General features: G+C 71.4%; 18 protein-coding genes. 11 read left to right on the top strand and 7 right to left on the bottom strand.

Translation table 11 applies throughout. From position 1 onward, the window contains the following. The first annotated feature begins 101 nt into the window (after positions 1-101). A complete protein-coding gene (locus ABZ923_RS15225; RefSeq protein ID WP_361471077.1) occupies positions 102-563 on the top strand; it encodes a MarR family winged helix-turn-helix transcriptional regulator in 462 nt (153 codons plus the stop codon). 107 nt (positions 564-670) lie between these two features. Here ABZ923_RS15225 and ABZ923_RS15220 read toward each other — a convergent pair whose 3' ends face one another. Both ABZ923_RS15220 and ABZ923_RS15215 read right to left on the bottom strand, forming a co-directional pair. Next, complete coding sequence (locus ABZ923_RS15220; protein ID WP_361471075.1) at positions 671-3,478, bottom strand: CHAT domain-containing protein; 2,808 nt, start codon at positions 3,476-3,478, stop codon at positions 671-673. A 13-nt stretch (positions 3,479-3,491) separates the two neighbouring features. Then, positions 3,492-6,695 carry a CHAT domain-containing protein gene (locus ABZ923_RS15215; RefSeq protein ID WP_361471073.1) on the bottom strand — a complete coding sequence of 1,068 codons (3,204 nt, stop codon included), beginning with the start codon at positions 6,693-6,695 and terminating at the stop codon, positions 3,492-3,494. A 171-nt stretch (positions 6,696-6,866) separates the two neighbouring features. Here ABZ923_RS15215 and ABZ923_RS15210 point away from each other — a divergent pair, with 171 nt between their 5' ends. From ABZ923_RS15210 to ABZ923_RS15200, 3 genes are all read left to right on the top strand, one after another. Then, a complete protein-coding gene (locus ABZ923_RS15210) occupies positions 6,867-7,430 on the top strand; it encodes a Pycsar system effector family protein (protein ID WP_361471071.1) in 564 nt (187 codons plus the stop codon). Positions 7,431-7,562: 132 nt separating this feature from the next. Continuing rightward, positions 7,563-7,934, top strand: coding sequence for a CATRA system-associated protein (locus ABZ923_RS15205; RefSeq protein WP_361471069.1), 372 nt, complete (start codon positions 7,563-7,565; stop codon positions 7,932-7,934). Next, positions 7,906-9,654 carry a CATRA conflict system CASPASE/TPR repeat-associated protein gene (locus tag ABZ923_RS15200; RefSeq protein ID WP_361471067.1) on the top strand — a complete coding sequence of 583 codons (1,749 nt, stop codon included), beginning with the start codon at positions 7,906-7,908 and terminating at the stop codon, positions 9,652-9,654. The genes ABZ923_RS15205 and ABZ923_RS15200 overlap by 29 nt, the downstream gene beginning before the upstream one ends. Positions 9,655-10,296: 642 nt before the next feature. Here ABZ923_RS15200 and ABZ923_RS15195 read toward each other — a convergent pair. After that, on the bottom strand, positions 10,297-11,598 hold the full coding sequence (locus ABZ923_RS15195; protein ID WP_361471065.1) for an MFS transporter: 1,302 nt from the start codon (positions 11,596-11,598) through the stop codon (positions 10,297-10,299). A 187-nt stretch (positions 11,599-11,785) separates the two neighbouring features. Here ABZ923_RS15195 and ABZ923_RS15190 point away from each other — a divergent pair, with 187 nt between their 5' ends. The 3 genes from ABZ923_RS15190 (at position 11,786) to ABZ923_RS15180 (ending at position 14,546) form a co-directional block, all read left to right on the top strand. Next, complete coding sequence (locus ABZ923_RS15190) at positions 11,786-12,682, top strand: LysR family transcriptional regulator (RefSeq protein WP_361471063.1); 897 nt, start codon at positions 11,786-11,788, stop codon at positions 12,680-12,682. A 100-nt stretch (positions 12,683-12,782) separates the two neighbouring features. Beyond that, entirely contained in the window at positions 12,783-13,604 is an 822-nt protein-coding gene (locus ABZ923_RS15185) for a MerR family transcriptional regulator (protein WP_361471061.1), read from the top strand. A gap of 654 nt (positions 13,605-14,258) precedes the next feature. Continuing rightward, on the top strand, positions 14,259-14,546 hold the full coding sequence (locus ABZ923_RS15180; RefSeq protein ID WP_361471121.1) for a DUF4190 domain-containing protein: 288 nt from the start codon (positions 14,259-14,261) through the stop codon (positions 14,544-14,546). A gap of 120 nt (positions 14,547-14,666) precedes the next feature. On the opposite strand, the gene ABZ923_RS15175 is transcribed toward ABZ923_RS15180, so the two are convergent. Beyond that, the gene (locus tag ABZ923_RS15175) at positions 14,667-14,912 is read right to left on the bottom strand and encodes a DUF5133 domain-containing protein (protein WP_361471059.1); all 246 of its coding nucleotides are present in this window, start codon (positions 14,910-14,912) and stop codon (positions 14,667-14,669) included. Between the two features lie 329 nt (positions 14,913-15,241). Between ABZ923_RS15175 and ABZ923_RS15170 the strand changes: the two genes are divergently transcribed. Then, positions 15,242-15,814, top strand: coding sequence for a hypothetical protein (locus ABZ923_RS15170; RefSeq protein ID WP_361471058.1), 573 nt, complete (start codon positions 15,242-15,244; stop codon positions 15,812-15,814). Between the two features lie 180 nt (positions 15,815-15,994). On the opposite strand, the gene ABZ923_RS15165 is transcribed toward ABZ923_RS15170, so the two are convergent. Next, positions 15,995-16,414 carry an SRPBCC family protein gene (locus tag ABZ923_RS15165; protein WP_361471056.1) on the bottom strand — a complete coding sequence of 140 codons (420 nt, stop codon included), beginning with the start codon at positions 16,412-16,414 and terminating at the stop codon, positions 15,995-15,997. Positions 16,415-16,461: 47 nt separating this feature from the next. Next, a complete protein-coding gene (locus tag ABZ923_RS15160) occupies positions 16,462-17,472 on the bottom strand; it encodes an aldo/keto reductase (protein WP_361471054.1) in 1,011 nt (336 codons plus the stop codon). A 278-nt stretch (positions 17,473-17,750) separates the two neighbouring features. Between ABZ923_RS15160 and ABZ923_RS15155 the strand changes: the two genes are divergently transcribed. Beyond that, a complete protein-coding gene (locus ABZ923_RS15155) occupies positions 17,751-18,551 on the top strand; it encodes a hypothetical protein (protein WP_361471053.1) in 801 nt (266 codons plus the stop codon). 135 nt (positions 18,552-18,686) lie between these two features. Here ABZ923_RS15155 and ABZ923_RS15150 read toward each other — a convergent pair whose 3' ends face one another. Then, positions 18,687-19,073, bottom strand: a complete 387-nt coding sequence (locus tag ABZ923_RS15150) for a helix-turn-helix domain-containing protein (RefSeq protein WP_361471051.1) — start codon at positions 19,071-19,073, stop codon at positions 18,687-18,689. A gap of 103 nt (positions 19,074-19,176) precedes the next feature. Between ABZ923_RS15150 and ABZ923_RS15145 the strand changes: the two genes are divergently transcribed. Then, positions 19,177-19,800, top strand: a complete 624-nt coding sequence (locus tag ABZ923_RS15145; protein WP_361471049.1) for an NAD(P)H-binding protein — start codon at positions 19,177-19,179, stop codon at positions 19,798-19,800. Beyond that, positions 19,800-20,216 carry a nitroreductase/quinone reductase family protein gene (locus ABZ923_RS15140; RefSeq protein ID WP_361471047.1) on the top strand — a complete coding sequence of 139 codons (417 nt, stop codon included), beginning with the start codon at positions 19,800-19,802 and terminating at the stop codon, positions 20,214-20,216. Before ABZ923_RS15145 ends, ABZ923_RS15140 begins: the two co-directional genes overlap by 1 nt. The last annotated feature ends 342 nt before the right edge of the window (positions 20,217-20,558 follow it).

The raw sequence follows: 20,558 nt of genomic DNA, 5'->3' as shown, positions 1-20,558 counted from the left end.
GGCGAGCATACAAATTCGATGAGTGGGGCGCAAACAATCTGGGGGCAGATGATTCTTGGTACGGTTGACGGGTGACCGCCGCACACGCAAAGGAGGTGGGCATGCCGCCCAAGGCCGCGAACCGCGATGCCGGCTACTTTCCGACGCTTGCCGCGGAGCGCCTGGACATCGCTCTGTGCCGAGCCTCGACCGTCGTCGCCCGCGCCGCAGAAGCCCGGGCGCACGAGTCCGGGATCGGCGTCGGCCAGCATCTGGTGCTCAAGATGCTCGCCGAGGTCGGACCCAGCTCGCAGCGGGTCCTGAGCGACCAACTGCGCATCGACCGCAGCGTCATGGTCGGCATCTGCGACGGTCTGGAGCGGGCGGGGCACGTACGGCGCGAACGCGACGCGGGCGATCGCCGCGCCTACGCCGTCACGATCACCGACTCAGGGCGCCGACTCCTCGCCCGTGCCGAGGACGCGGTACCCGAGTTCCTCGACGACACCTTCACGGACCTCACCCCAGCCGAACGCGAACAACTCTCCGCGCTGCTCGCCAAAGTCCTGCGGCTCCACCCCTGACGCAGTTCGGCCAGGGGACCGCTTCCGGGATTCACCGCGATCAACGCGGCAGGCTGTGCGCTGGCCGGGAGCCCTCCCGGACGCGCGTACAGCAGGCGGACGCCTCGCTACTTGGCCCCGACGATGACGAGTCCTGCCCAGGTCGCCGGAGTGGTGTACACGGCCGGGTGCGTGTGCCGGACCGATCGCTTGGCTTGGGTGAGGGCATCGGCGGGTCCGTGGCCGGTTCTGAGGAACTCGTAGAACCGGCGTACCAGACGGCTCGTGGGTGTGTCGACGACCGGCCAGGACGTCAGCACCACCGTCTCCGCTCCGGCGACCAGGAGCGCCCGGCTCATGCCGACTAGGCCCTCGCCCGCGCGGATGGGCCCGAGGCCGCTCTGGCAGGCCGAGCACACCACGACCTCGGCCGACAGACGGAGCCTGAACATCTCGTAGACCTGCAGAAGCGTCTCGGCCTCGCCTTCCCGTGATGCGTCCCGCGCAGCCGGCGGGGCGTCGGGCGCGACCAGGAGGCCCGAGTACAGCGGCTCGTGGTCGTTCAGGAAGGCGTGCGTGGCGAAGTGGACGTAACGGTGACCGGGGACGGTCGCCGCGATACGGCTCTTGGTGACGTCGGGGCCCGTCCAGCTCGATCCCGCGGCTCCGAACGAGGCGGCCACCCGGCGCACCTCGGACTGTGCCGCCGGAAGTGTGGAGGACAGCGGCCGGTCGGTGTGAGCCGTGACCGGATCGGCGAAGCCGACGAACTGGCGTTCGCCCCAGGAGGAGGGCTCCCGTCGCGTCTGTCGCCGCAGCTCGGTGAAGACGGTGGAGGACGGACAGTAGCCGACCACGTACTCGTCCACGACGAGTCGTCCCGAAGGCAAGGGGAGCAGCTCGAACGGCAGGTAGGCGAGTTGCCCGCCGGGTACGACGGTCAGACGGCCCACGCCCTTCCACAACTCCTGGGGCACCGGTTCCAGGAGCAGCCGGGCGAGCTGCCGTTGGGCGGCCTGGGCATCCGGTCCCCCGTGGCCTCCCTGCCGGTAGTCCCCGACCCCCGCCTGGACGAGCGTCGCGATGCGCTCGGGATGCTCGGGCAACTCGCGGAGTGTGACGGCGTCTCGTCGTACCGCCCACACGAAGGCGCGTGTTGCGGTGAGCAGGTACGTCAGCATGAGTTCGTTCGGTCGCAGATGTGCCTGAACTGTCCAGAGCGCGGCCGGAGTTGGTGCACGCAGGCTGGCGTAGGCGGGGATCAGAGTGCGGGCCTCGGTTCGCAGGCGGTCCAGTTCCTCCGCCTGGGTGTGCTCGACGGCGGCCAGTCGCTGCCTGGCGTCCTCGTCGTGCTCCAGCTCGGCGCGGGAGCGACGGGCGAAGGTTGCGGCCAGGCGATCGGCCGCCTCCTGCTCGCGGCGCAGGACTTCGCGCTGGTGGTCGTCCGACGGGTGGAGTTCGAGCAGGCGTTCGGCGAAGAGGTCGAGCAGCACGCGCGCACGGAAGCGCTCGGCGACGAGGAAGGCCTGTGCGTGGTCTCCGGGCGCGGCCCGGTCGTACAGCCAGTCGACCAGGTCCGTGAACACGACCTCGTGTTGTGCCAGCACGAGCTCCCTCGCCCGGTCGAGGCCGGCCCGGGAGCGCAGTGACTCGGCCACCTCCATGGCCCTGGTCAGTTCCTCCACGGCTGCGTCGCACCGGTCCTGGGCGTGGAGCACCTGGGCCAGACTGTGGGAGGACAATGCCATGTTGAGGGAGTCCTCACCGGACTTCCGCTCCAGGGTGAGGGCCTGCTGCAGGTGGTCGTACGCCTCGTCGAGCTCCCCCTGTTCGAGCAGGAGCGAACCGATGTTGCCCAGGTCGCGGGCGACCCCGGCCGATTCCGGTGCGATCGCCCGCTCCAGGTCGAGGGCCCTGCGGTACCAACGCAGGGCTCCGGCCACGTCGCCGCGAAGATGGAGCACTCCCCCGAGATTGGTCAGGCACGCCGCCATCTCCGGCGAGCGCGGGGCGACCTTGGCCAGCAGCCGGCGTGCCCGCCGGTAGTAGCGCAGGGCGCTGTCCAGGGCTCCGGCGTCACGGTGGACGCCCGCGATGTTGATGAGGTCCCGCGCCACGTCTCCGGAACGGGGGCTGATCCGGCTGTCGATGCGCAGGGCGTGCTCGTACTCGGCGAGTGCTCGTTGCGATTCACCCAGCACGTGGTGGGCGAACCCCAGATTGTTGTGGTACCTGGCCGCGTCCGCCGATTCGCCCGCCAGGCGTTCGATCGTGTCGAGAGCCTGGCGGTAGTGGTCCACCGCGTCCGCCAGGTGCCCGCTGTCCAGGTGGCACCCCGCGATGTTGCTGAGCACGCTGGCGCGGCGCGCGGCCAGGGAGTCGTCGTGGGGCGGCAGCAGGGAGAGGGCTTCCCGGAAGCGGGCGAGACCGGCCGCTGCTTCGCCCCGGCCGCGCAGCACCATGCCGATGTTGTTGATCGTGACGGCCAGGTCGGCGGGTGGGACGCCGGACCGGGTCTCGATCCGGTGAGCGCGTTCGTAGGCCGACAGGGCACCGTCGAGGTCGCCGGTCTGGCGGCTGACCACGCCCAGGTTTCCGAGATCGCGGGCCACGGCCGGGTCGTCTCCGGCGGCCTCGTCCTCCGCCAGGGCTTGCAGGAAGCAGGCCTTGGCCTCGGCGTATGCACCGGCCTGGAAGGCGGCCACGCCGAGACCGGCATGCAGCCGGGCTGCCGTGATCCCGCCTCGCTCGCCGGCCGGAGGGCACAGCGCCGCCCTGCCTGCCGGGCCGAGACCGTCGTACATCTCGAGTGCGGCCCGGAACATGGCGGTCGCTTCGTCCGGGCGGCCTTCGCGGAGGTGGTGGTCGCCCTGTACGGCCAGGGCGCGGACAGTCGTCGCCCGTGCTCCGTCCGGGTCCGTTGTCGTATCCGTCACTGGTGGTGCCGCCTCACGGACCGGTGTGCACGAAGGGGGCCCATCGGCTCGGGTTCTGCGGGAACCGGTGCCGCAGGCTCTGGACGGCTCCGTGCAGTGCTCGGGCGGAGGTCTCCGGCCGGAACCGTCCGTCGGAGGAGGACCGGTGGTGGAAGTCCTTGACCAGCCTGCCCATCACGGGGTCCGGGACGGACCACAGGGTGCCGATCACATGACGGTACCCGGCCAGGTGCATCGCGTTGACGAGGTTGATGCCTTCGTCACCCCCGCCGAGGGCGGTCTTGCAGGCCGACAGGAACGCGAACTCCGCGTCGTCGGGCCGTAGATCGGCGATGTCGGCGACCGTCAGCAGTCCGTCGTGGAGTCTGAGACCGCTGTTCAGCGGACCGGAGGCGCGCGGCCCCTCGGCGCGGACGCGGGTCGGCAGGGAGGCGTTCTGCTCCCCGTGACAGGCGAAGTGCACCCACGCATGCCGCGTGACGGCCTCCCGGACGTTGTCACGGGTGGCCTGCGGGCCGAGGAGGGAGGTGTGGCGCTCGATGAAACACGACGCGAGGAATTCGGCCTCCCGCACCGCCCGTGGCAGTGACGGCTCGCCGGGAGCGTGGGGTACGGCGACCGCGAGCAGCCGTCTGCTGCCCGGCGTGGCGGGGGAAGGGGCGGCTGCCCGGCTGAGGGCGTTCAACGTGGGTGTGTAGGAGGAGACGACCCGGTCCAGCGCGGAACGGCCGGACCCGGGGGCTCCGTCCCGGTGGGAGCCGGCCGCATGCAGCGGAAGGACGGTGAGCGGCCCGGTGGGACACCACCACAGGCGTGGGAGGCCGTCGGGGCCGCCGCGCGACGAGAGGTGCCCGAGGCGGGCGAGAACCGGTTCGGCCACCGTGTCCCACAGCCATTCCAGCGTGTCGCCGATCACCGGGTCGACGGTGTCGGACCCGGCATCCCCATGCTCCCATTCCGTCAACGCGGTGATGAACCGGTCGGTCCGTGCGATCGCGTCGGACATGGAGAGGTCCGTCAGTGGTACGAGATCGATGCGGTCGGCATGGACGATCAGGGCGTCACACCGGTGCGCGCTCGTGTTGACCACCGTGACGGGACCGTGCCGCAGACTCGCCCGGAGCCGTGCCGTGTCCGAAGGGCGCAGGAAGTGCTCCCAGCCCGGTGTCGTGCGTAAGGAGTCCAGCGTGGCCTCCCACGCCCGCGCCGTGGCCATGCGCTTTCCCGTGCGCTGTTGTCGGCGTGTCGCGAAAATGCGCTCGCGGTCGGCCACCGACCGGAAGCTTTCGCCCGTCGCGCGGATCTCCCGATCCGTCGACGGGTCGAGGCCGGCGCCCAGCGCCGCCAGCCGCGCCCGCGCCTCGGGATGGTTCTCCTCCAGCGCGGCCAGGTCCGCCCTGATCTGCGTCAGCCTCGTCCAGAGCATGCTCCGGCCGTGTTCGAGGATGGTGACCGCGCGTTCCGAATCTCCGGCGACGAGGGCGGCGGCGGCCGCTGCGGACGCCAGTCCCTGAACTCGCATCAGCCGCTGTTCCTGGCTGACCTGGTCCAGTCCCGGCCAGGACAGCAGGGGCAGCAGATCCAGCGCCGTCGCGTAGCCCTCCTGACCGGACTCGATCCGCCCGGCATCGGTGGCGAGCCTTCCCCACCTCTCCGCGGCCTCGATGCGCTCGTCGGGCGGGGCGTCCACGGCCGTGGCCGCCTTCCGGAGCGCCGCGATCGCGGAGGTCCGGTCGGTTTCGTCGCCGCGCAGGTCCCATCGGCGCTCCAGCGCAGCGGCCAGGTTGATCTGCAGCCGACAACGTTGTGGGGTGTCCTGGCACAGTTTTAGGGCGAGGGTCAGCAGCTCCGCCGCCTCGTCCAGCAGTGCGCTGTCACGGCCGATCTCGCCGCGCAGGGCCAGGGCGGCGGCCAGGTTGGCGATGTGGTCCCACCGCATGGGGTTGGCCTCTGTCGCGGCCTTGACAGCCTCGCGCCCGGTGTCGACGGCCTCGTCGAGAACGTCGGTTGCGTCCCCGCGGAGGTGTCTGTGCATCACCTGCAGTGAGGCGCTGAGTTCGGAAAGGCGGTCGGCGCGCTCGTCCTCGCTCTCCGACGGGCTGTCGCCGCACCGCAGCATGGTGACCGACGTCTCGAGGTCGTTGGTCTGGCCGAATCCCACGAACCGGATCCGCGCCAGGACGGCCACCCGCGCCCAGAGCCGGGCATGGCGGCGACTCCCGTGCTCTGCCAGGCCGAGCGCCTCGCGGGCCAGCTCGAACGCGGCGTTGATGTCGGCCAGGTCACCCAGCCTGGCGTACCTCTCCTGGGAGGCGTTGATCAGGTCGTCCAGCAGTAGCGCGCGGTGCTCGTCACGCTTGCCCGTCAGGGCCAGTGACCTGAGGCCGACGTCGATCGACTCCCCCAGCACGGCCGGGTCCCCGCAGACGGCGTAGTGACGGAACAGGCTGGAGCACAGCAGCCCCAGCATCGGGGCGAACCGGGAGTCGGCTCCCGGGGCGGCGGACAGGCTCTGCCGGAGCAGGCCGACCGCTTCGCTCAGGTCGGCCGGGTCCTTCGTGGTGTGGAAACGGTCCAGGAGAGCCATGGCCAGGTTGGAGCGGATCATCCACGTCGCTTCATCGGCAGGAAGCACGCCGAGGGCCTGGCGCCCCGCGGCGACGGCGGACTCCAGGTCCGGCAGCGACGCGTTGTGGCCGAAGAGCTCCCGCAGCACCCCGCACAGGTTGGACAGGACGAGCCCCTGGTCCCGGCTGCCCGCCGGGGCTGCCGCCGCGGCCGCCCGCAGCAGGTCGGCGGCCTCGGCGAGATCACCTCCCGTGTCATGGATCCTGACGGCCCGGCACTCCAGATGAACATGGTCCGCCACGACCGGCACGACCGGCCCCGCGTAGGTGGCGATCTCGTCGCGCAATGCGGCCGGTACGAGTGTGGGTGCGATGCGTTGGAGCCCGGCGAAGAGCGCGAAGGCCCGCTCCTGATCGGTGCGCCGGAACGCGGCCGGCAGCAGGCGGCAGCGGTACCAGTGCAGCCGTCCGAGGGTATGGGCGGTTTCGATGTCGCAGCAGTAGTCCGCGGCGGTACCCGTCTCGTCGACGGCCATGGCCAGGAGCTGGACGGCGTCGACCAGCGCCTCCCGCTCCAGGACGCACATCACGTCACCCTGGTCGGCCTTCCGCAGCCGGTCACCGAGAGAGTGCAGCAGACGATCGCGCAACGCGGTCTCCTGAGTCGGCCTCAGCGCCGCTTCCCCCCTGGAAGCTCGCAAGCATGAGCCACTGTATGACCGGAGCGTCCGCTTTGTCACTGGTCACATGGGCATGAACCAGGCATGTGCTGGAAACGATAGGCGAGGCGCGCGCCCGCATCCGGGGGCGGAGGGGGAACGATGACACGAGCACGGACGACGGTTGCGGGTACGAGGGTGACGCCCTCGCGGCGCCGGCAGCCGGGTACGGACCACGTATGGCGGATCCTCGAGAACGTCCGGGAGTGGAGCAAACACGCCGAGGCCAAGGCGGCGACGACGCTGGCGGCAGCCGCTGCTCTCGGTGGTGTCCTCTACACCCTGGTGACCGGCGCCGGTGATCGCTCCGCATGGTTCGCCGCCGCTGCGTCGCTGTGTGCGCTGTGCACCCTGGCGGCCGGGCTGACCGCGGGGATGGCCCTGTGGCCCCGGTCGCGCCTGCGCGGCTCCGGCGTACCCGACAGCCCGCTGTACTACGACCACATAGCGCGGCGGTACGCAGGAGCCAGTGCCGCCTACCGCGCCAGGCTGACGGGTCTGCTCCAGGACGAGGAGGCGCTCGTCACCGCGATCGCCGACCAGATCTGGGCCAACGCGCTCGTGGCGCGCCGCAAGTACAGCTGGGTGAGCCGGAGTGTCGCGCTTCTGCTGATCGCCCTGGCGGCCATCGCCGTCGCCGCGGTGCTGAGGGCGACTCACATGTGAGCCGCCGGCGACTCCCGGAGCGGCCCGGGCACGCCGTGAGCCCGCTTCCACCGAGAGGGTCCGCTGGACATGAACCGAGGGATGTCGTTGAGGCTACAGTGAGCGTACGCGCACGTGGCTGAGGGGGATTGCATGTCGGGTGTCGCTCCGATCGACGGCGAAACACGTGACGACGCCGTCGACGTCCTCGATGACCTGCTCCAGTGGCAGCTGACCGCGGAGCGCTGGGAGCGCGTGGAGGCGCTCGTCCGTTCGCTCGACCAGGCCCTCGTCGAGGGGGACGGCGACGCGCTGCGCGCCGCCACGGCCGAACTGGAACTGGCAGGCCCCGTCCGCATCACCAGGATCGGTTCCAAGGCGCTGATCCCGGTGCCGGAGAAGACGCGTGACCGGGCCAACCGCCTGGTGCACACCCTCGGCGGCCGGCCGCGGGAGCCCCGGCCCGACGGCACCACGGCCGACGTGGGAGGCGACGGTGACACGGTCCGCACCGGCACCCGCTGACCAGGAACTCGTCGTCCACGTCTACGCCCCGACCGACGGACCGTACGCCAAACGGGCCTACGCGCAGATCCTCGGCATCTGGGACGGCTGCCGGGACAGGCTGGACATGGTCCACCGGATCCCGGAGACCGGCCTGCCGGCCCACCTGCCGCCCGAGGCGGGCATGCTGTCCCCGGGCCGGCCCGCGGCGGCGATCGAGGACCGCACGGGGGGCTACCAGGCCATCGTTCGGCGCGAGCACGACGTGGTGAACCTGTCGATGGCGTTCTCCGCCCCGGTCGGTACGCCGTCCCGGTCCCGCACCGGGTCCCTGGCCCCGCCCGGGTGGATCGAGTACGACCGGTGGTGGGACGCGTTGGCCGCGGGCGGCACCGACGCGCTGCTCGGGGTCGTACGCATCTGCCTGGCGAAGTCCGCCGGCCATCCGGCCTCGCCGCTCGACATGACCGCGCACGCGGTACGGGCGGTGCTGCCCGGCGCCGACCACGCACCGTACTGGTGGCTGCGGGGCTGGACGACCGACAACGGGTTCGCGGTGTGGGAGGTTTCACCGGACGACGAAGGGGCCGGCCGGCGCGTCGTCGTCCTCGCGGCCGCCGGGCAGGACGCCCAGCTCAGTGCCTGGGCCTGGAGCCAGGGCGACCCCGACATGCCGCCGCTGGCCCGCTACCTGATGCACGCCGCGAAACTGCGCTACCAGGCCCGGGTACGCAGCGACGGCGAGCAACTGAGCCGCCTTGTCGACCGCGTGGACGACCTCGCGGCGCAGACGCGTGGTGTGCTGGAGCGACCGGCGGACGGCTTCCCCGCCCTTTCCCGGCTGCGGCTCGCCGAGGCCGATCTGACGCTCGCCGCGACCGACGTGCGCAGCATGCGGCGTACCGTGGACATCGCCGTGGCCAACATGACGGCCTCGCTCTCCGAGCCGTTTCCCGCCGACCGGCGGCTCGCCGAGGCGCTGGTCCATCAACTGGCGGACGACGCCGAGTACTTGGCCGCCGCACGCGAGAAGGCGCAGGAGATCGGCCGCTTGGCCCGACTGGGACTCGTGGAGGGTGGGCGCACACGGCCCGGATCCGAACTGTCGCCCGGCGCGGAGCTGCTGGGCGTGACCGGGCTGCCGCCCGCCACGCGCCACCGCGCACCGGAGCAGCGGATCAGCCTGCGCATGGGCTTCGCGGTCGACGTGGAGCGGTACAGCAGCCGTACCTCTCCCGCGAAGGAGAGCGTGCAAGAGCGACTGGCCGTTCTGGTCCGGGAGGTGCTCGACGACCTGGGATACCGCCTTGAGGAAACCAGCCACCAGTCGACCGGCGACGGGATGAACGTGTTCCTGCCGGCCGGCGCGGAGCTGCACCGGGCCCTCCCGCGGTTGGTCCGCTCGTGGCAGGAACACCTCGCCGCCGACAACGACCGGTTCAGCGACCGGATGCGGCTGCGCATGGCCACGGTCGTGGGGCCGACCGGGAAGGCCGCGCTCGGCTTCTCGGGGTCCACCATCGTGGAGATCAGTCGGCTGCTGAACAGCTCGGTGCTGCGCGACGCCCTGACGGACCACCCCGAAGCCGACTTCGCCGTTCTGGTCTCCGACCAGCTGTACGAGTACGTCGTCGGCGAAGGCTATCCGGGGCTGGCCGCCCATCGGTTCGAACGGCTGCTGGTCGAGGACAAGGAATACCGCGGGCAAGCCTGGCTGTGGCTCCCGGAACCGACGGGGTGACCACGAGAGCCAGGCCGGCCGGCTGCGTCGGGTGAGGTGCCGGTGCAGGAAGGACTGCGTCCGGGGCGGGATGAGACCGACGTGGTGCGGCCAGGGGGGCCGGCTACTGCGGTACGCGCTGCTGCACCATGGTCAGTTGCTCGACGCTCACCTGGTGGATGTAGCCGGCGTTGGCGACCCCGCCATCGAACGCGATCACGTCCCCAGTCGCGGACACCCGTACGCCACCGGGGGGCGACCGTCGGTTCCCTGCGCCCGTCCGCGGTAGCCGGTCACCGCCCTGGCCCGGACGCTGCCGAAGCGTTCCCGGAGTGGGTCACCTCGACCTCCGCGGCAGAGGCGTCCACGCGGCCGTGTCGGCTCTTGCCTGCCCGCCTGACCGCCCCGCTGTGTCTGCGCTCTCACCGGGTCGAGCGGTCGGCTGTAGTCGATGCCGGCAACCGCGCTGCTGCCTTCGCCGTCGGCGGCGGCCTCGCCGGTCCTTTCCGCCGCCCTTGCCGACCCACTGCCTCGGCCCTGCGGACGCTTACATCGGACCCGGGGCACGGCGCCGCCGCCCAGCAACTCTCGTGTGCGTCACGGTAGTCGGACCCGGTCGCCCTCGGGGAGGGAGGCGCCCACTGGTCCGCCACAGGGGGGCTGCTACCGGGGTGCACCCCCGGGCGTAAGCGAGAAGGCCAGCCAGGCGAGGGCGCAGAGGCCGCCCGACAGCAGCAGTGACCATCCCGTACCGGCGGTCGCGGCGGCGCCCATGAGGGCGACACCGAGGGTGGCGCCGATCTGGCGGATGGCGTTGAGCAGGCCGCCGACGGAGCCGGCCGTGCCGGGCGGGGCGACGCCGATGACGGCCGCGGCGAGGGCGGGCAGGACGAAGGAGATGCCGATGCCGGTGAGGAGCAGGCCCACCGAGAGCCAGACGTAGGCTCCGTCGGCGAAGACCGTGCCGGCCAGGATCGTGCCTCCGGCGGTCAGGAGTGCCAGGCCGGCGACGATCGGGGGCCGCGGGCCGGTGCGGGCGACGATCCTGCCGGTCAGCGGCGGATTCACGGCAAAGGGGACGGTCAGCGGCAGGAACGCCAGGCCCGTTTCCAGGGCGCTCAGGTGACGTTCGCGCTGCAGCAGCAAGGGCAGCACGAACAGGGCCCCGGACAGGGCGAAGTTGGTCACCGCGCCCGCCAGCAGCCCGGCCCGTACCGGTGCCGACCGCAGCAGCGTCGGGTTCAGGACCGGGGCCTGGCTGCGTCGTTCGAGCAGGGTGAACACCGTCACCGCGACGCCGAGCCCGCCCGCCGACCACGCGGTGTGGATCCATGCGCCCGCGCCGGCCGCGATCAGGACGTCGGTGAGCAGTGCCAGCACCACGACAGCCGCGGCCTGGGCCGGCCAGTCGACGCGGTGGGCGCCGCGCGGGCAGCGCACCGCCCGTCCCCAGGTCAGGGCCAGTACCAGCAGCCCGAGGGGCACGTTGACCAGGAACACGGCCCGCCATCCGGCCGCCTCCACCAGGGCGCCGCCGGCGATCGGGCCGGCCGCGACGGCCGCCCCGCTGACCGCGGCCCACACCGAGATCGCGCGGGCCCGCGCCGCAGGCTGCGGGTAGAGACGGGCGATCAGTGCCATCGACGCCGGCACGCACGCGGCCGCCGCCGCCCCGGACACCGCCCGCAGGCCCAGCAGCGCACCCAGGTCGGGGACCAGGGAGCTGAGCAGGGACGCGAGCGCGAACACGGCCGTGCCGGTCCGGAAGACCCGGTCGGCGCCGAACCGGTCGGCCGCCGCCCCCGCCGAGAGCAGCAGCGCCGCGAACACCACGGTGTACCCGGTGGTGGTCCACTGCAGGCCGGCCATCGACGTGTGCAGCGACGCGGCCAGGTCGGGTTCGGCGACGGACAGCACGGTGGTGTCGAGCAGCACCATGAAGTAGCCCAGCGATACGCCGGTCAACGCGCCCGCGCGCCTCGCCCGGGACGAGGAGGGCACCGTAGGCACGACAGGGTTCACAACAGTCATGGGAGAGCAAGCCTCCGGTGAGCAGCCAGATCAGTCATGCCGCCCACCATCGGTCCGAGCGGGCGGGGCGTTCCACCGGCGCGGCCGCATGCTGCGTTCGGAATTTCCGTACGCTTCCGCGGTGTTGGGCGCGTACGTGGAACTACGCCAACTCGTCACCTTCGAGGCCGTGATCCGGCATCGGACGGTCACGGACGCCGCCGTCGCCCTCGGGCTCGCTCCCTCGTCCGTCTCGCAGCAGATCCGCACCCTCGAAAGCGGCCTTGCCGTCGCCTTGTTCACCCGCGGCCCCAAAGGCATGGAGCTGACGCCCGCCGGGGAGCGCCTGCGCGGTTGGGCACGGACGCTGCTCGACACCGCCGAACAAGCCGTCCACGATGTCCGCGGCGAGCGCCGGCGGCTACGGCTCGGCGCCCTGGAGACCCTGGCGGGCTCCCACGTTCCCCTCGTCCTCGCCCGACTGGCCGAACGCCGCCCCGACATCACGGTCGACGTCCACTCCGACCGCACCCGCCGAGAGCTTCTCACCGACGTGGCCGACGGGCGCCTCGACGCGGCTCTCCTCCTCGACGTCGGGGACGCGCTCGGCGGGCTCGGCTTCCCCGCCCCCGCCGAACCTCTCGCCTTCCTCGACCTCGACCCCGTGCCCCTGGCCCTCGTCGCGACCCCGGCCCATTCCCTGGCGACCCGCCCCGCGTTGACCCCTGCCGACCTCGCGGACGAACGGCTCCTGGTCAACGTCCCGGAATGCTCCTTCTGGCTGGCCGGGCAGCACCTCCTCGGCACCGCTCCCCAACGCGTCCGGGCCGGCGGCGTCCCCGTGATGCGCGCCTGGGCCGAACACGGTCTCGGCGTCACCCTGTTGCCCCGCTTCGCCGTCACCGACAGCCTCCGTGCCGGCACGCTCGTCCAGCTGGCGCTCCCCGTACCCGACCTCAGCCTCCGCCTCGTGTGGCGCAAGGACCGCGAGAACCTGCCCGAACTGCGCGACGTCCTCTACGCGGCCGCCCGCCCCTGAACAGCGCGACCGAGGAGTTACATAGTCAGCGGCTGGTTCCTCGGCAGCCGGGTAGCCTCTTGACTCTCACACCGTGTCAGGCGGTCTGCTCGGAGACATCATGTTCACCATCGGAGACTTCGCCCGGCACGGCCGCGTCTCGGTCCGGATGCTGCGTCACTACGACGCGACCGGCCTGCTGCACCCGGCCCACGTCGACCCTGCCAGCGGCTACCGCTACTACACCGCCGCCCAGCTCGCCCGCCTGAACCGGATCATCGCGCTCAAGGACCTCGGATTCACCCTCCAGCAGGTCAGGGACATCGTCGAGGAGAAGGTCGGCGTCGAGGAACTGCGCGGCATGCTGCGGCTGCGGCGGGCCGAACTGGAATCCGCCATGGCCGCCGCGGAAGCACGCCTGGTGCAGGTCGAGGCGAGACTCCGAGCGATCGAGAGCGAGGGGCACATGCCCGCCAACGACGTCGTCATCAAGACCGTCCCCACCCTGCGGGTCGCGGAGCTGACCGCTGTCGCGGAGAGTTTCGAGCCGGAGGACATCGGTCCGGTCATCGGTCCGCTCTACGACGAGCTGTTCCGGCGCCTGCGTGCGGCCGGGATCACCCCCACCGGGCCCGGTGTCGCCTACTACGAGGACGCCCCGGAAGGCGGCGGCAGGATCACCGTCCACGCCGCCGTCCAGGTCTCCGCCCCGCTCCAGGAGGGCACCGTCCGCATCCTGGACCTGCCGTCCCTCGACCAGGCGGCGACGATCGTGCACCGCGGCTCGATGGACGGTGTGCTCCCCACGGCCCAGACCCTGGCCCGCTGGATCGACGACCACGGGTACCACTCGACCGGATACCCCCGCGAGATCAACCTGGAATGCCCCGCCGACCGCGACGACTGGGTGACGGAACTGCAGGCACCGGTGGCTCGGGCCTGAGTCTCCTTACCCCGCCCGGCCACCGCGGCGAACTGCTCGCTCGTTCAGGTCGGCGCGGCGGCGGCTCCCCCACGAACAGCCCGCAGGGTCGGGCAGCCCGGACCGGTCCGGGCTGCCCAGCGAGACGAGCGAGCACTGAGGCGGCTGCGGGCCGTACCGCCGGCGCCTGGCCCTGGCTGTGCCTCATCGTGGACGACGGGACTCGCCGGACCGTCGTGCCGCCCGCCGCGGCTTCGGCGCCGCCACCGCGCTCACCGCCTGGGGCGCGTTCTACGCCGGGCTCGCGAGCCTGTGCCGGCCGGCCGCCGGGCGGGGGGCCGCCGTCGCCATTGGGGGCGTGCGCCGGGGGTGTCGCAGCCTGCGGCGCTCTCCGGCACCGAGATCGGGGAACGCCTGGGCATACCGGCGGGTCCGCGACGCGACGTCCCGCAACCACGCTGCCTCTCGGTGGAAAAGCTCTTCGTTCCATGCGATCCGCATGCGGTCGAATTTCCACAAGAGAGGCCGGCCGCAGTCCTGTTGAACGCTCGCCGGCCCTTGAGTTTCCCTGGGCATGACATGGAACGAATCGCGCCGGGCACCCGGGGGGTCAAGAGACAACCAAAGAGGGCTAGAGGTCGTTTGAGCCCGATCGTCATCAGCGCGGGAGCAACCATGACAAGTTACGGCGGGTCTTCCACCGCATCCTCTCGTTCTCGCACCAACGGTCTGGCAGTCGCCGGTCTGTGCTGCGGAATCGTCGGACTCTTCCTACTGAACATCATTCTGGGCCCGCTGGCTGTCGTGTTCGGCGCCGTCGGACTGCGGCAGTCGGCCGCCAAGGGTGGGGCGGGCATGGCGAAGGCAGGCATCGTCCTCGGCGTGGTCGACGTCGTCCTGTGGCTCGTGCTCCTCGCCGTCGCCGCCAACAACGGCGGCTTCACCTGGCACGTGGGCGGCTGACCGACCCGAGGCGCCCCTCCCTGTGCGGCCCGCTGCACCGGCGGGCCGCACACCTGTGCGTACGACGATTCCCCAGGCGATACACCACTCCCCCGCGCCGTACCGCCCGGGGGCTTGCCGTCAGGCAGCCAGGGTCTGCGTGGCTCTGGCGGCCACCGTGCGGTCCGCTCGCAGCCGGTCCAAAAGGGCGTCGGCGGCCATGAGGGCCTCGTCCAACGACTGCGTACCGGTCATGACGCACAGCGTGTAGGAGGCGTCCTCCAGTTCCCGGCTGGAGTGACCGGTGGGCTGTACGTCATGGCGAAAGCGGGCGTCGGCGAAGCGGGCCAGTACCGCACGTAGTTCCTTCTCCGCAGGCAGCAACACAGCGACAACCTTCTCGAAAGGCGGGCCGCTCCGCAGGGCCCGCGACGTCTGTGAGCGCACCCCCGCCGGGTGGCTGGACGGCCGGGGAGCGGTGGATGCGCACTCCAGGGGCTCGTGTGCCCCGAGCTGATCACCGTATGCACTTTTCCTGTCGCAGACTGCGGGACACCCCGCCAAGGCGGAGACCCTCGGGCGTCCGGGGCCACCTCTTGGACGTCGTTCCTTCGTGATTCCCTATTTGCCCCCGTCTGCCGTACAACCTTCCGGTACGGTCGGCCGTCTCACCTGACATCAGAGTTACGCGAGCAAGCGCGACCAAGGGGGACAGGATGCGACGTGTCAGAGCGGCAGTGACGGTGCTCGTACTCGCGGGCGCCACGCTGGGTACGGCGGCGAGCACCGCGGGCGCGGCCCCGGCGGAGGCACCGCGCGTGGCAGCGGCCTGCCCGACGGGCTGGGGCAGCGGCGCCAAGGGCGGTGCCGCCACGGGAGCCGATCACCTGGAGGACATCAGGACAGGACAGCACGAGTGCTACGACCGCATCGTGTTCGACGTGCCCGGCGGCGGCAAGATCGGTTACCACGTCCAGTACGTGGACCGGTTCTACGCGGACCCCTCGGGTGAGTACATACCGGTCGCCGGCGGGGCGATCCTCGACATCCGCGTCGGCGCGTGGAGCTACGACCTGGAGCGTGGCGTGCCGACCTATCCGGGGAAGGTGGGCAAGGCTCTGCCCGGCGTGAACATCAGCGGGTACAAAACCTTCCGGGACACCCGGTTCGGCGGCACCTTCGAGGGGCAGACGCAGGTCGGTCTCGGTGTGCGTGCCCGACTGCCGTTCCGCGTGACCCAGTTGGACGGCAGGGTCGTGGTCGACGTGGCCCACAGCTGGACGAGTTAGACCGACCAAGTCGCTCGACGCAAGCGCCGTGGCCGGTCCGGCGGCCGGCCACCGGCCTTCGAGGTGCGTCCGCCCGCCCGGGGCCGCATCACCGCTTCCACCACCCACCGCTTCCACCGCATCCTCGTCCGGCACGGTCTGCCCGCAGGTCGCCTCATGAATGGCCGCTCGGCCGCGGTGTCAGGCGGCGAGGGTCTTGTGGAGGGCGTCGAGGCCGTCGCGGTAGATGCCGGTGAACAGGTCGACGACCTCGTGCTCGGCGGCGCCGTCCGGGTTGAAGCGTCCGGACCACTGGACCTCGGCGGCGCTCTCCTCACCGGGGATCGCATGGACCCGGAGGGTGGACACGTAGCCGTTGACGGGGAACGGGCCCTGGAGGATGGCGTAGCTGTAGTGACGCTCGGCCTCGTTGAAGTCGACGAGGCGCTCGATGATGACCTCGCCCTCAGGGCTCTTCAGCCGGCGCACCCGGCCGCCTTCGAGTGCGGTGCTCTCGGAGATGTAGGGGAGCCAGTCGGGCAGGGCGTCGAAGCCGCCGATCAGGCTCCAGACCTCGTCGGGCGAGGCGGGCACGATGCGGCTGACGGAAGTGGAGGCCATGGTCGTTCTCCTGGATCCTGGTGTGGGGAAAGGTGCGGGAGGCGGGGTCAGGCGCCCTCGGGCAGCGGGGCGGCCGGGCTGACCAGACCGCTCGCGCGCAGGTCGCGCCAGAACGCGGCCGGGATCTCCTCGTTCAGGGCGGCGATGTCCTCGGCGATGCGGCTGGGCCGGGTGGCGCCGGGGATGACGCCGGCGGCCACGGGGTGGGCGAGGGAGAACTGCAGGGCGGCGGCCTTGATGCTGATGCCGTGCTCGCCGGCGAGGGCCTTCAGCCTGCCGACGCGCTCGATGATCTCCGGCGGGGCCTGCTGGTACTCGAAGTGGCTGCCGCCGGCGAGGATGCCGGAACTGTAGGGACCGCCGACGACCATGTCGACGTTCTGCTCCTGGGCCATGGGCAGCAGCCGCTGCAACGCGTGTTCGTGGTCGAGGAGGGTGTAGCGGCCGGCGAGGAGGAAGCCGTCGGGACGGGGCTCGTCCAACGCGAGGGTCAGCTCGATGGGCTCGGTCTTGTTGACGCCCAGGCCCCAGGCCTTGATGACACCCTCGTCACGCAGGCGGGACAGGACACGGAAGGCTCCGGTGCGGGCCTCCTCGAACTTCTGCAGCCAGGCGTCGCCGTGGAAGTCCTGGGCGATGTCGTGGACCCAGACGATGTCGAGCCGGTCGACACCCAGGCGCTTGAGGCTGCCCTCGATGGAGCGCTCGGTGGCCTCGGCGGTCCACTCGTGCACGATCTTGTTGGGGTTGCCGTGCTCGAACAGACCGCCCTTCTCGCCGAAGTCGGGGACATCGGTCTCCGGCTCGTCCAGGACGACCCGGCCGACCTTGGTCGACAGCACGTAGGCGTCACGCGGCTCGGCGGAGATGACCTGGCCCAGGCGCTCCTCGGCCAGGCCCGCGCCGTAGAAGGGAGCGGTGTCGTAGTAGCGGATGCCCTGCTCCCAGGCGGCTTCGACGGTGGCGCGGGCCTCCTCGTCGGGAATGGCCCGGAACATGTTGCCCAGCGGGGCGGTGCCGAAGCCGAGCCGGCCGGGAAGGATGCTCTTGAGAGACATGGTGGTGCCTTTTCTGTCGGTCCCCCGCGCCGAGGCGTTTCCGGCGCGAGATATTTGCAGACGCGGTTTGTTGTGCACGACGATAATTGCACACGCTGGGTAAAGCAAACGGGCCACCTCGTGGGCACGGCGCTCGGCCGCGATCCGCACCCGGCACCCGGCACCCGGCACCCGGCACCCGGCACCCGGCACCCGGCGGGGATAACTCCTCGCCGACCTCGTCGGACCGTCGGCCGGGCCTGTCAGGATTGCGGCCTCGGGGCATCGAGGGGGCGAAGATGAGAAGACAAGATCTCGCGGACGCGCTGGACGCGGAACTGATGGAACGGCTGTTGCCGGCGTCTGCGGTCGACGCCATCGGGGGCTGGCTGGCCGGAGGCGGAGCGCGATACGCGGTTGGTGTTGGTGATCACGCCGTCGAGTACGTGCCTGCGCACTGGGCGGGTCTCGAACCGTGGCCCGGCGCGTTCCCGGACCGAGGTCAGGGGACTGTGGCGATGGTCAGCCGTGCCCAGGTGGTCGCCGCGGTACGGGCGGCAGGTGCCCGGCAGGAGTGGTCCGAGGCGCTCGTGGCCTCGTATGTGTGGGGTCAGGGCAGGACCGGATACGGCCCCCACCGCCTCAAGGAGATTCTGGCGGGCGGTGCAGTCGACACGGCGGTCGAGCAGGCGGCCTTGGCCCTGCGCGAAGCGGACGCGGTCGCGGGCTACAGGGCTCTGAACGGAGCGGTCAGGGGTTTGGGCCCGGCGTTCTTCACCAAGCTCCTGTACTTCCTCGCCCTGGCGGTGACCGCTTCCGGGACCCCTCGGGCGCTGATCCTCGATCAGAGGGTCGCGCGTGTCGTGCGCAGTCATGCAGGGCGGGTCGGGGCCGCCATGGGTCTTCCCTCTGCGGAAGCAGTTGCGGCCTGGACGTGGTCGGACGGTGGCTGGACACCGCACCGGTACGACGTGTACCTGCGGTGGATGGCAGCCGCCTCCGGACAGCTCGCCTCGGCTGGTGTCCGCTGGCCCCGCTCGCCGAGCCCGGACCTGTTGGAACTCGCGCTCTTCCACGGGGTCTGGGACCCAACGGCCTAGGTTGCGGGGTCACGCGGACGTGAGCCTGCCGCACCGTCCGCTTGGAGCGTGCCTCTTGGACGCACTCAGGACCAGGGCCTCGTCGACGTGCTCGGAGCGCCGTGGGGTGCGGACGCCCGGGCGAGACCTGTCACGTCATCCAGCGCGGTCGAGACGGGTGCTCTTGTCGTACGACTCGCGGGCGTCGAGCAGTTCGTCCCAGTGCTCCTCCACCCAGGCGCACACGACCGCCATCGGTCCGAGCATGCTGCGGCCCAGCGGAGTCAGCTCGTACTCGACGCGCGGGGTGGCCTGGGAATAGATGGTGCGCTTGACCAGACCGTCCCGTTCCAGGGACCGCAACGACTGCGTGAGGACCTTGGGGGTGACGCGGCTGAGCGGCACGCGCAGCTCGGAGAACCGGCGCGGACCCTGCTCGAGGCAGCGGATGATGAGCCCCGCCCACTTGTCGCCGAAGCGGATCGGATTGAGCGCGGATGGGCACAGCTCGTCGAACATGTCGGCGGGCAGGGGTTCCCTCATGGCCTCACCCTAGCCGGTATCCCAGTGGTAACCGCAGCCTCCGATAGCTTCGCGGAACCGGCCGGGGCGCACGGGCTCCGGTCCTCCTGAGGGGTGGTTCGTCATGAACATCGTGGTCTTCGGTGCGGGTGGCCGGGCCGGGCGGCACGCTGTCGCCGAGGCACGCCGGCGCGGACACCAGGTCACCGCCGTGGTGCGCGACCCCGCCGGCCACGGCGACCTGAACGACGTGCGAGTGGTGGCGGGAGACGTCACGGACGCGGGAAGCGTCGAGTACGCGGCGACCGGGCATGACGCCGCCATCAGTGCCGCCGTGGACCTGTCCGTGCCGGCGCGCGACTTCTTCACCGCGTCGTCCCGCGCGTTGACGACCGGTCTGGCGAAGGCGGGCGTGCGCCGCCTGGTCGTGGTCGGCCTCGCATCGATCATGCCCGGAGCGTCTGGTGGGCCGCTGATGGACGAGCCCGGGTACCCGAACGAATACCGTCCCTTCTCTCTCGGCCACGCGGCGGGCCTTGCCGAGCTTCGGACCAGCGATCTCGACTGGGTGTACGTGGCCCCCGCGGGCGATTTCGACCACGACGGCACGCCCACCGGTCGGTACCGGCTCGCCGAACACGGCGACCCGGCCAGCCGGATGACGTACGCGGACTTCGCGATCGCGTTGCTCGACGAGACCGAGGCGCCCCGGCACCACAGCGCGGCCGTCAGCGTCCGGGAGGCGTGATGGCCGAGGTCCGCGACAGCCCGCACGCCTGGGTCGCCGAGCACATCCGCCGGTTCGAGGAGACCGGCGGTCGGCCGCGACCGGGGATGAACGACCTGCTGCTGACGACCCGCGGGCGGAGAACCGGCACCCTGCGCCGCACCGCGCTCGTCTACGAACGCGACGGCGAGCACTACGTCGTGGCGACCTCCGACCGCGGAGCGGACCGCCACCCGGCCTGGTACCTCAACTTGCTTGCCGACCCGGCCGTCACCGTGCAGGTGGGCTCGCAGACCTTCGCCGCACGCGCTCACCCCGCCACTGCGGCGGAACGTCCACGCCTGTGGCGCTCACTGGTGTCGGCCATGCCGGAGTACGGGGTCTACCAGGATCAGACCGCCCAGGAGATTCCCGTGGTCCCGCTGGCACGCGTCTGACACCGGCGGAACCGCTGACGGCGTCGGGCGCGGACGTGGGGCGTCCCGGGAGGGTGAGCCACCGCGCCTCGCACGCCGCGGCGGCCGGTCGGGAAACGGGCAGGGCGGACGGCGCTGCCATGGCGGCCGGCATCTGCATCTCATGGGAGCTTCCTGCGGATGACATGGGAGGAGCGCGAGGGGACGTCGACGGCAGGCCAGGGCGATATGCCAAGAGTGCTGCTGCGGCGCTTAGTTCATCTCTTGATTTAACTGGTGAAGTCCAAGTCGGGGCAAGCTGCCTGCAGTTGAAATCTTTCCGGGCCGGCCCGTGCCGCATCCCTTGACACCTTGACGGCGCGC

The sequence above is a fragment of the Streptomyces sp. NPDC046881 genome, from assembly GCF_040645015.1.
GTDB lineage: Bacteria > Actinomycetota > Actinomycetes > Streptomycetales > Streptomycetaceae > Streptomyces.
Note: the sequence above shows the minus strand (reverse complement) of the source record. Positions and strands in the feature narration are given on the sequence as shown.

Bases quoted from the DNA above. Each gene is read 5' to 3' on its own strand.
- ABZ923_RS15150 (WP_361471051.1), bottom strand. From the start codon at position 19,073: ATGAGGGAACCCCTGCCCGCCGACATGTTCGACGAGCTGTGCCCATCC.
- ABZ923_RS15210 (WP_361471071.1), top strand. From the start codon at position 6,867: ATGACACGAGCACGGACGACGGTTGCGGGTACGAGGGTGACGCCCTCG.
- ABZ923_RS15160 (WP_361471054.1), bottom strand. From the start codon at position 17,472: ATGTCTCTCAAGAGCATCCTTCCCGGCCGGCTCGGCTTCGGCACCGCC.
- ABZ923_RS15185 (WP_361471061.1), top strand. From the start codon at position 12,783: ATGTTCACCATCGGAGACTTCGCCCGGCACGGCCGCGTCTCGGTCCGG.
- ABZ923_RS15180 (WP_361471121.1), top strand. From the start codon at position 14,259: ATGACAAGTTACGGCGGGTCTTCCACCGCATCCTCTCGTTCTCGCACC.
- ABZ923_RS15225 (WP_361471077.1), top strand. From the start codon at position 102: ATGCCGCCCAAGGCCGCGAACCGCGATGCCGGCTACTTTCCGACGCTT.
- ABZ923_RS15205 (WP_361471069.1), top strand. From the start codon at position 7,563: ATGTCGGGTGTCGCTCCGATCGACGGCGAAACACGTGACGACGCCGTC.
- ABZ923_RS15165 (WP_361471056.1), bottom strand. From the start codon at position 16,414: ATGGCCTCCACTTCCGTCAGCCGCATCGTGCCCGCCTCGCCCGACGAG.
- ABZ923_RS15170 (WP_361471058.1), top strand. From the start codon at position 15,242: ATGCGACGTGTCAGAGCGGCAGTGACGGTGCTCGTACTCGCGGGCGCC.
- ABZ923_RS15155 (WP_361471053.1), top strand. From the start codon at position 17,751: ATGAGAAGACAAGATCTCGCGGACGCGCTGGACGCGGAACTGATGGAA.
- ABZ923_RS15145 (WP_361471049.1), top strand. From the start codon at position 19,177: ATGAACATCGTGGTCTTCGGTGCGGGTGGCCGGGCCGGGCGGCACGCT.
- ABZ923_RS15140 (WP_361471047.1), top strand. From the start codon at position 19,800: ATGGCCGAGGTCCGCGACAGCCCGCACGCCTGGGTCGCCGAGCACATC.